We start from the raw sequence: 8920 nt of genomic DNA, 5'->3' as shown, positions 1-8920 counted from the left end.
GGCAGTGGGGGTAGCCCCCACTGCCGGCGCGCTGCATTATCTGCTCGACCCCACTTCCGGAGTACCCATGCCACGCGAAACCAGCTGGTTTACCCACTTCACCCGTGGGGCCTCCCGGATTTCCGGAAAGCCAGCGACATTCTTCACCGCAGTCGCATTGATCGTGCTCTGGGCAGTGACGGGTCCGCTCTTTCACTTCAGCGACACCTGGCAGCTGGTGATCAACACCACGACCACGGTGATCACCTTCCTGATGGTGTTCGTGATCCAGAGCACGCAGAACCGCGATTCCGAGGCGATGCACGTCAAGCTCGACGAACTGATCCGCGCCATCGACGTCGCCAACAACTGCATGCTCGACCTCGAGGAGCTGGAGGAACAGGACCTCGATGAGATCCGATCGGAATTTCAGGCGCTGGCGGCGCGCGCGCGCCAGGCATTGAAGGACAAGGCCCTTGCCGAGGAGGAACCGTGACTGCACTGCTGTTGACGATGCGGGTGTTGCATGTACTGATGGGTGTCTTCTGGGCCGGGTCGATCTTCTTCCTCAACGGCCTGCTCGGGCCGAGTGTCGCAGCAGCCGGACCGGAAGGGCTCAAGGTGATGGGCGAACTGCGCAAGCGGAAGTATTTCGAACGGATGCTCGCGGCAGCCACCGTCACCATCCTCTCGGGACTGGTGCTCGTGTGGATCGACTCTGCCGGGTTCGATGCGGCCTGGTTCCGGACCCACTTCGGGATGGGGATCTCGACCGGGATGCTCGCCGCGATCATCGCCTTCGGCTTCGGTCTTTTCGGAACCAAGCCTGCGATGGAAGAACTTGCAGCGCTCGGCGCGCAGATGGCGCAGGCCAGCAGCGAGGAGGCGCGCAATGCCATTCTCGGCCGGATCGGTGCTGCCCGGGCTCGACTGATCCGCTTTGGCGGCATCGGCGCCGCAATGCTGCTGATCACCGTGCTCGCGATGGCGACGGCGCGATACCTCTGAACGTGCGTCTGGCACGAGGGTTCCCTCTGGTCGGCCTCCTGCTGTGCGTCCTCGGGCCAGAGCGGGGGGCCGCACAGCAATTGCAGCTCCGCACGCTGTCGCCCGTCGCGAGTTACCAGCTCGCGCCCGCGCTCGGTGTTCCCGAAGATTCCCTGCACACCGCCGGTCGGGGCATCTGGTATCATGACGTGCAGCTCGGCGACGGTGTGCCGCTCGCAGCGGGCGATGCGATCAGCGTACACTTCGTCGGATTTCTGGCGGATGGTACCCAGTTCACCGCGACCGATCGCAAGCCTTTCCATTTTCAGCTCGGTGCCGACCAGGTCATCGCCGGATGGGAAGACGGGCTGACCGGAATGCGTGTGGGTGGTCGGCGACAGCTGATTGTACCGCCCGAACTCGGCTACGGCGCCAAGGGGAAAGGAACGATCCCGCCGAATGCCGTCCTCGTGTTCGATATCACTGTGGTTGATGCGATTCACCCGGAGAAACGCTGATGCTGCGCTGTCCTGCTTTCGCGACAATCACATTGGTACTGTCTGCCGTCTCGCTGACGGCACAACGACCGGTGTCGGCCCCCGTGGTGCCTCGCTCGCTTCCGAAGGGCTTCGACGCATACGTCGCAAGAGTGATGGCGCGATACAAGGTGCCGGGCGTTACGATCGCTGTGGTACAGGACGGCGAGGTTGTGCTTGCCAAGGGCTACGGCGTGAAAACCCTCGGCAAGCCGGAGCCAGTGACGCCGCGGACCGCGTTCGCCATCGCGTCGAACAGCAAGGCGTTCACGGCGACCGCGCTCGGCCTGCTGGTCGAGGATGGCAAGCTCAAGTGGGACGACAAGGTCATCGACTACCTGCCGTGGTTCAGGCTCTCGAATCCCTATGTCAGCAACGAAATCACCGTACGCGATCTGCTGACGCACCGCAGCGGCCTCGGTCTCGGTGCTGGCGATCTGCTCATCTGGCCGAGCACCGACTACAACCGTGAGGAGCTGGTACGGCGACTGCGGTTCGTGCCACTCAGCACTTCGTTCCGAAGCAGCTACGCCTACGACAACGTCCTCTATCTCGTCGCTGGCGAGGTTGTAAAGGCCGCCAGCGGAATGAGCTGGGAAGAGTTCGTGCAGCGCCGGATACTCACGCCGCTCGGGATGCGTGATGCGAGCTTCCTGACGGGAAAGAAGCTGCTTCCGACGGTGGCGACACCGCACGCGGAAGTTGGCGGAAAAATGCAGGTGGTCGAAGCGAGCATCGGGACGAACACCAATCCTGCAGGAGGCATTCTCGCGAGTGCCGAAGACATGGCGAAGTGGCTCCAGGTACAGCTCGACTCGGGCAAGGTGGCGGCCGGGAAGCCGCTCTTCTCGCCGCGGGTCACTCGCCAGCTCTGGCAGATGGTGACGCCGATTCCTGCTGGACTCCCGCCGGCACCCCTGGCCCCGCTCAAGGCGACGTTCAACGGCTATGCCCTCGGCTTCGGCGTGCGCGACTGGCGCGGACAGCAGCTGCTCACGCACACCGGCGGGCTCGCCGGCTTCGTCTCGCGAGTCGCGATGCTGCCGGGGCAGCGATTCGGAGTCGCGGTGCTCACGAACGCCGAGTCCGACGCGGCTCGCGATGCGATTGCGTGGCGCTTGATCGATCACGCGGTGGGTGAGGACTTCGACTGGCTCACGGCATTTGACGCGGCCGCAAAGTTGCCTGGCGCGAGCGACAACCTCGACCCGGACAAGCCGACCATTGCGAAGAGCCCCGATGCGAAGCCGTCGATGCCGCTCGCGCGGTACGCCGGGAAGTTCGAAGATCCCTGGTATGGCGGCGTGACCGTCACGCTGGAGGGTGCCGGCCTGGTGATGCGCTTCTCGCACACGCCGGGGATGGTCGGCGATATGGTGCCATGGGGCGGCGAGACCTTCGTGGTGCGGTGGCGTGACCGGAGCCTGCGTGCCGACGCCTTTGTGAATTATCAGCTGGCGGCGGGCGGGAGTGTGGCGGCGGTGCGAATGGCTGCCGTGTCACCGGCCGTGGATTTTTCCTATGACTTCCAGGACCTGCTGCTCAAGCCGGTGGGCGCGCCGTAAAGTCGTCATCGGTGGGCACGCGAAACGAGACGTCGAGTGCGAGATAGAGCGTCTTCGACCAGGGGAAGAGCACGAAGGGGAGGAGGACGGCCACGATGACCGTGCCGATGGTGATCGCCTCGTAGTTCGGTGAGGGCCACGAGAGTGCGATCGCAGCCGGGATGCCGACCACCAGCGAAACCAGGGTGACGGCGGTGTTGACGGCGAGGGAACCGACCTCGTAGCCGGATTCGAAGCGATCGAAGTGGAAGCCGCAGCTGGAGCAGGCGCGCCGGGCCTTGAACCACGATGCCATCACCGGCGCCTTGCCGCAGACCGGACAGCGGAGCCGGAGGGCCCGGCCGAGGGCGCGGAGGCCGTTCACGGCAGCGGGATGCGATCTCGCACGAGAACGAGAATCGCGGCCTGGGGCACCACGAGGAAACGCTTCTCCTCGAAGGTGATCTCGACTGCCGCCTTGCGGAAGAAGATCGCGTGGTCGCCGACGCGCGCCTGCAGCGGGCGGTGGCGTGGAGTCTTCTCCTCGACGCGCCAGGGCTCATCATCAAACGCCGACGGGTCGGGCAGCGGATCGCCGGGTCCGGTCGCGACAATCAGCCCGGTCTGTACCGCTTGCGACTCGATGGCCGTGGCCGGGAGGTAGAGCCCGACGCGAGTGCGCTGCTCCTCGCCATCCTCCGGTGTGATCAGGACCCGATCGCCGACGACAAGCAAGTCCTTCGGGATCGAGTCCACCGCTATTCCTCGACGGCCATGGCGTGGATCGTGGTGAGTTCGAGTACCCTCAGCTTGCGGCGCATGGTTGGAAGCTGGAGGTGCACTTCTTCGCCTACCTGGCGGTCCTTGAGGGCGCGTCCCAGCGGCGAGGCGAGCGAGATGTGCCCGGCATCGATATCCATCATCTCGGCGAGGACGAGGGTGTACTCCTCATGGTCGCCAGAGGCGATGTCCTCGACCTTGACCCGGGAGCCGAGGCCGACGCGATCGGTCGGGGCCTCGGTGTTGGCGAGTTCGTGGAGCTGATTGAGGCGCTGATGGAGCTGGCCGAGTCGGGCCTGCACGAACTGCTGGCGCTCGAGCGCCGACTTGTATTCGGAATTTTCGCGAAGGTCGCCCATCTCGACGGCGGTCGCGATCGCCTGCGGCAAGGTCACCGCCAGCTCATGGGTGAGCTCGGCGATCTCCTTTCCAAGCTTTTCCCGCATGGCCCTGATCATCGACTGCTTCTCCGGGGGACAGTAAGACCGTGCGGCCCACCTGGCGGGAGGCCGGGTGGACCGCGATTGACAGGGTGAACATACGCCCGGGACCGGGGAAAGGGGAGGGAAGGGAGGTGGCATCGGGGGGGCCCGACGCTAGATTCGCGGGATGCGACCCCACATTCCGATGTTGCTGGTTGCCGCAATCGCCGCCTGCGGGGGGAAGCCCGCGGCTGCCGTGGTGGCCAATGCCCAGGAGCAGCCGGTCGCGGCCGATTCCGTCGCCCGGACGCGATTGCTGGAACTGAGCCGGGCGGTGCCCGGAATCCAGCTCGATATCCGCTACGCCACAGCCAACAATTTCACCAAGGCTCCGCTGCCGGGGTACGGCGTCCCGCGCGCGTTTCTACGGCGCGAGGCTGCCGTGGCGCTGGCCCGGGTTCAGGCCCGGCTGGCGGCCCGAGGCTACGGCCTCAAGGTCTGGGATGGCTACCGGCCGGTGAGGGCCACCCTCGCAATGGTGGCCTGGTGTGAGCGCACCGGCCAGACCAAGCTGCTCGACGACGGATATATCGCCCGTCGGTCGCGCCACAATCAGGGGGTCGCGATCGACCTGACGGTGGTCCAGCTCGCGACCGGAAGGGAGCTCGAAATGGGGACGCCGTTCGACGAGTTTTCCGACCGGGCCCACACCGCCAACGCCACGGGAGAGATTGCCAGCCATCGCAAGCTCCTGGGCGATGCGATGGCGGCCGAGGGCTTCGTGAATTACGAGAGCGAATGGTGGCACTTTTCCTTCGCGGTTCCTGATCCAGTGCCCTTCGATTTGCCACTTGAACAGTGGTAAATGGAGGATTTTAGCTTGACCGCACCCCCCTCCGCGGGGTATCCTGTACCCGCGAAAAATCATCTTGTGAATCTCTTCACAAACGTCGAGACCCGAAGCGGGGAACCTCAGTTGATGCGACTCCTGCGCGTGCCGCGGTGGCGAAAGCTTCCGCTCGGCCTGCTCGCTGTCCTGGCGGTGGTGACACTGGCCGGCTGTACCGGTGGCACCCATCCCCAGTCGACGCTGGCGCCGAAGGGCGACTATGCGGAGATGGTGGACGGTCTGTTCATGAAGACGGTGTACCTCGCGACGATCGTGTTCGTGCTCGTCGAGGGGGCGCTGCTCTGGGCCATCTTCAAGTTCCGCGGCAAGCCCACTGATCCCGCTCCAGAACAGACTCACGGCAACACGATGGTCGAAATTGTCTGGACCGTGATCCCGGCCGTGGTGCTGGCGATCGTGGCGGTCCCGACGGTCAAGACGATCTTCGCGACGGCGAAGGTGCCGACGGTCTCGGCCGACGGCCAGGTGCCGCTCAAGGTCGAGGTAATCGGGCATCAGTGGTGGTGGGAGTTCCGCTACCCCGAGCTCGGCATCACCACCGCCAACGAGCTGCACGTGCCGGTCGGTCGGACCATCGATCTCCGGATGAAGTCGTTCGACGTGATTCACTCCTTCTGGATTCCGCAGTTCGCCGGCAAGCGCGACGTCTTCCCGAATCGCGAGACGCGACTCTGGTTCACGGCGAAGGTTGGCGGAGCGTACCCGGGTGCCTGCGCCGAGTTCTGCGGCCTGCAGCACGGCCGGATGGACTTCTACGTGATGGCCGACTCGCCGGAAGAGTTCGCGACCTGGAAGAACAACCGCCTCGCCGACACGATGCTCGCGGCCACGGGATTGCCGAAGCCGGCTCCGAAGCCCGACACCACGGTGAAGGCTCCTGCCGTCAAGACTGGAGCTGCTGCGCCGGCCGCACCAGTGGCTGTCGCGATGGGCCCGGCGGTGGCCGATACGGCGATGGACCCGCAGGTGGCCGAGGGGATGAAGCTGTTCAGCACCAAGGGGTGCATGGGCTGCCATACGTCGAGCGCGATGACACCGATGAAGGGGATGGTCGGTCCGAACCTCAGCGGCATCGGCAGTCGCAAGATGATTGCTGCCGGCTGGCTGCCGAACACCGATGACAATCTCAAGCGCTGGCTGCACGATCCGCAGGCGGTCAAGTCGGGCGTCGGGATGATCATCCCGAAGTTGACTGATGTCGAAGTCAATGCGCTCGTGGCCTACCTCCGCACCAAGCGCTGACCGGGACGAGGAGAGAGACTCTAATGGCAACTACCGTACTCGACCCGACGCACGCCCACGCGGCCAAGCGCAGCGCCGTCGTGGAGTGGCTCACGACTGTCGACCACAAGAAGATCGGCATCCTCTACGGGGCGTCGGCCTTCATCTTCTTCCTGATCGGCGGCCTCGAGGCGCTGATCATCCGCACCCAGCTGATGAAGCCCGACAACACGCTGGTGTCGCCGGAGATGTACAACCAGCTGTTCACGATGCACGGCACCACGATGATCTTCCTCGCCGTGATGCCGCTGAGCGCGATGTTCTTCAACTTCTTCGTGCCGCTGCTCATCGGCGCGCGAGACGTCGCCTTCCCGCGCCTGAACGCGATGTCGTTCTGGGTCTTCCTGCTGGGCGGGCTCTTCCTGAACGCGTCGTTCCTGATGGGCGCCGCGCCGAATGGCGGCTGGTTCGGCTACGCACCGCTCTCGTCGCGGCAGTTTGCCGGCGGCCTGAACATGGATTTCTGGGTCATCGGCCTGCAGATCCTCGGCATCGCATCGCTTGCGGCCGGCGTCAACTTCTTCACTACGATCCTCAACATGCGCGCACCAGGGATGACCCTGATGCGGATGCCGATGTTCGTCTGGATGACGCTGATCACCCAGATCCTGGTGCTGCTCTCATTCCCGGTGATCACCGTTGCGCTGATCATGCTGATGGCCGACCGCACCTTCGGGTCGAGCTTCTTCTCGTGGGCCGGCGGCGGCGATCCGATGCTCTGGCAGCACCTCTTCTGGGTGTTCGGTCACCCTGAGGTGTACATCCTGATCCTGCCGGCGTTCGGGATCATCTCCGAGATCCTGCCGGTCTTCTCGCGCAAGCCGCTCTTCGGCTACAGCGCGATGGTCTTCTCGGGCGCGTTCATCGCCTTCCTCGGCTTCGGCGTCTGGTCGCACCACATGTTCTCGACCGGGATGGGTCCGCTCGCCGACTCGTTCTTCTCGCTGATGACGATGCTCATCGCCATTCCGACCGGCGTGAAGATCTTCAACTGGATCGGCACCATCTGGGGCGGTTCGGTGCAGCTCAAGACCCCAATGTGGTTCGCCCTCGGCTTCATCGCGATGTTCATCATCGGCGGGTTGTCGGGCGTGATGCACTCGGTGGCACCGGCCGACCTGCAGCAGACCGACTCGTACTTCGTGGTGGCACACTTCCACTACGTGCTCTTCGGTGGGTCGATCTTCGCGCTCACCGCCGGCGGCTACTACTGGTGGCCGAAGATGTTTGGCCGGATGCTCGACGAGAAGCTCGGGATGACGCATTTCTGGCTGATGCTCGTCGGCTTCAACCTGACCTTCTTCCCGATGCACTTCGCCGGGTTGCTCGGCATGCCGCGCCGGATCTACACCTACCCGGCCGGGCTCGGGTTCGAGCTCTACAACATGATGGCGACCGCGGGCGCGTTCCTGCTCGGCATCTCGTTCCTGGTCTTCATTGTCAACGTGATCAAGACGTGGCGTGGCCCGGCGAACGCTCCGGCCGACCCGTGGGGTGGCGCCACGCTTGAGTGGGCGATTCCGTCGCCGCCGCAGGAGTTCAACTTCCCGAAATTGATCACCGTGCACGAGAAGGACGCGCTCTGGCAGATGAAGCGTGAGGCGGGTGTCTCGCGCCTGCCCGAGCCGGATCTCGTGAGCGGCAAGGGGATCCATATGCCCGGGCCGTCGTGGTGGCCGCTGGTGGTGGCCTTCGGGATCCTGATCTTCTTCATCGGCTTCATGATGAAGGATCCGTGGGCGTTCCCGTTCCGCCCGGTCAACATCCTCGGGTTCGCGATCACGACGTTTGGCATCTTCAAGTGGGCGTATGAGGCACCTGATGCCCACGCCCCACAACACTGAGGCAGCGGCCACGATGACGACCGCCGTAATCGACCACCACGACGCACCCGAGCACGAGGAGCACCACTCCTCGATGCCGATCGACAACCGGAAGCTGGCGATCTGGACCTTCATCGGTTCGGAATGTCTCTTCTTCGCGTCACTGATCTCGACCTTCCTGGTGTACCGCGGCCAGAGCCTCAAGGGCCCCGGACCGAAGGACATCTTCTCGGTGCCGCTGGTGACCTTCGGCACTGCCGTCCTGCTCTTCTCCTCCTTCTTCGTCGTCATGGCGCTGAACGGGGCGCAGGAAGGGAACCGCAAGAAGCTGATCACCTGGCTCTCGCTCACGGTGCTCGCGGGCTGCTTCTTCATCGGGATGCAGGTCTACGAGTTCTCGCACTTCTATCACGAGGGGATGGGATACACCACCAACCTCTTCTCGGCGAGCTTCTACACGCTCACCGGGTTCCACGGCACCCACGTCGCCATCGGTACCCTCTGGCTCGCCACGGTGCTCAAGGATGCGATCAAGGGAAACGTGCCGAAGGAGAAGGCGCTCAATCTCGAACTCGCCGCGCTGTACTGGCACTTCGTCGACGTGGTGTGGATCATCATCTTCCCCGTCGTTTACCTGATGTCCCTGGGGAGCTGACCA

11 protein-coding genes are annotated in these 8920 nt (G+C 64.3%); 8 read left to right on the top strand and 3 right to left on the bottom strand.

Translation table 11 applies throughout. The annotated features are described in order from the left end of the window. Window positions 1-4 precede the first annotated feature (4 nt). The 4 genes from V4558_04475 to V4558_04460 are packed head-to-tail and all read left to right on the top strand — an operon-like array spanning window position 5 to window position 3067. A complete protein-coding gene (locus tag V4558_04475; protein ID MES2304734.1) occupies window positions 5-475 on the top strand; it encodes a low affinity iron permease family protein in 471 nt (156 codons plus the stop codon). Beyond that, window positions 472-987 carry a hypothetical protein gene (locus tag V4558_04470; GenBank protein ID MES2304733.1) on the top strand — a complete coding sequence of 172 codons (516 nt, stop codon included), beginning with the start codon at window positions 472-474 and terminating at the stop codon, window positions 985-987. Before V4558_04475 ends, V4558_04470 begins: the two co-directional genes overlap by 4 nt. 2 nt (window positions 988-989) lie before the next feature. Beyond that, the gene (locus V4558_04465; protein ID MES2304732.1) at window positions 990-1484 is read left to right on the top strand and encodes an FKBP-type peptidyl-prolyl cis-trans isomerase; all 495 of its coding nucleotides are present in this window, start codon (window positions 990-992) and stop codon (window positions 1482-1484) included. Further along, window positions 1484-3067: a serine hydrolase gene (locus tag V4558_04460; protein ID MES2304731.1), complete on the top strand. Its 1584-nt coding sequence runs from the start codon at window positions 1484-1486 to the stop codon at window positions 3065-3067. Before V4558_04465 ends, V4558_04460 begins: the two co-directional genes overlap by 1 nt. Here the strand turns inward: V4558_04460 and V4558_04455 are convergent. The 3 genes from V4558_04455 to V4558_04445 are packed head-to-tail and all read right to left on the bottom strand — an operon-like array spanning window position 3045 to window position 4284. Next, complete coding sequence (locus tag V4558_04455; GenBank protein ID MES2304730.1) at window positions 3045-3431, bottom strand: DUF983 domain-containing protein; 387 nt, start codon at window positions 3429-3431, stop codon at window positions 3045-3047. The genes V4558_04460 and V4558_04455 overlap by 23 nt on opposite strands. Next, window positions 3428-3802 carry a co-chaperone GroES family protein gene (locus tag V4558_04450; protein ID MES2304729.1) on the bottom strand — a complete coding sequence of 125 codons (375 nt, stop codon included), beginning with the start codon at window positions 3800-3802 and terminating at the stop codon, window positions 3428-3430. Before V4558_04450 ends, V4558_04455 begins: the two co-directional genes overlap by 4 nt. Before the next feature lie 2 nt (window positions 3803-3804). Then, window positions 3805-4284, bottom strand: a complete 480-nt coding sequence (locus V4558_04445) for a GreA/GreB family elongation factor (GenBank protein ID MES2304728.1) — start codon at window positions 4282-4284, stop codon at window positions 3805-3807. Window positions 4285-4435: 151 nt separating this feature from the next. On the opposite strand from V4558_04445, the gene V4558_04440 reads away from it, so the two are divergent. From V4558_04440 to V4558_04425, 4 genes are all read left to right on the top strand, one after another. Then, window positions 4436-5113 (top strand): M15 family metallopeptidase, encoded by a 678-nt coding sequence (locus V4558_04440; GenBank protein ID MES2304727.1) that lies wholly within the window; start codon window positions 4436-4438, stop codon window positions 5111-5113. Between the two features lie 114 nt (window positions 5114-5227). Next, window positions 5228-6400 (top strand): cytochrome c oxidase subunit II, encoded by a 1173-nt coding sequence (gene coxB / locus V4558_04435; protein ID MES2304726.1) that lies wholly within the window; start codon window positions 5228-5230, stop codon window positions 6398-6400. A gap of 23 nt (window positions 6401-6423) precedes the next feature. Beyond that, window positions 6424-8283: a cytochrome c oxidase subunit I gene (gene ctaD / locus V4558_04430; protein ID MES2304725.1), complete on the top strand. Its 1860-nt coding sequence runs from the start codon at window positions 6424-6426 to the stop codon at window positions 8281-8283. Continuing rightward, a complete protein-coding gene (locus tag V4558_04425) occupies window positions 8261-8917 on the top strand; it encodes a cytochrome c oxidase subunit 3 (protein MES2304724.1) in 657 nt (218 codons plus the stop codon). The genes ctaD and V4558_04425 overlap by 23 nt, the downstream gene beginning before the upstream one ends. Window positions 8918-8920 lie beyond the last annotated feature (3 nt).

The sequence above is a fragment of the Gemmatimonadota bacterium genome, from assembly GCA_040388535.1.
Classification (GTDB): domain Bacteria; phylum Gemmatimonadota; class Gemmatimonadetes; order Gemmatimonadales; family GWC2-71-9; genus Palsa-1233.
The sequence above is the reverse complement of the archived record's forward strand: the minus strand, read 5'-3'. Positions and strand labels throughout refer to the sequence as shown.

Coding starts and splice junctions, on each gene's coding strand:
- V4558_04425 (MES2304724.1), top strand. CDS start 8,261: ATGCCCACGCCCCACAACACTGAGGCAGCGGCCACGATGACGACCGCC.
- coxB (MES2304726.1), top strand. CDS start 5,228: ATGCGACTCCTGCGCGTGCCGCGGTGGCGAAAGCTTCCGCTCGGCCTG.
- V4558_04460 (MES2304731.1), top strand. CDS start 1,484: ATGCTGCGCTGTCCTGCTTTCGCGACAATCACATTGGTACTGTCTGCC.
- V4558_04445 (MES2304728.1), bottom strand. CDS start 4,284: ATGATCAGGGCCATGCGGGAAAAGCTTGGAAAGGAGATCGCCGAGCTC.
- V4558_04440 (MES2304727.1), top strand. CDS start 4,436: ATGCGACCCCACATTCCGATGTTGCTGGTTGCCGCAATCGCCGCCTGC.
- ctaD (MES2304725.1), top strand. CDS start 6,424: ATGGCAACTACCGTACTCGACCCGACGCACGCCCACGCGGCCAAGCGC.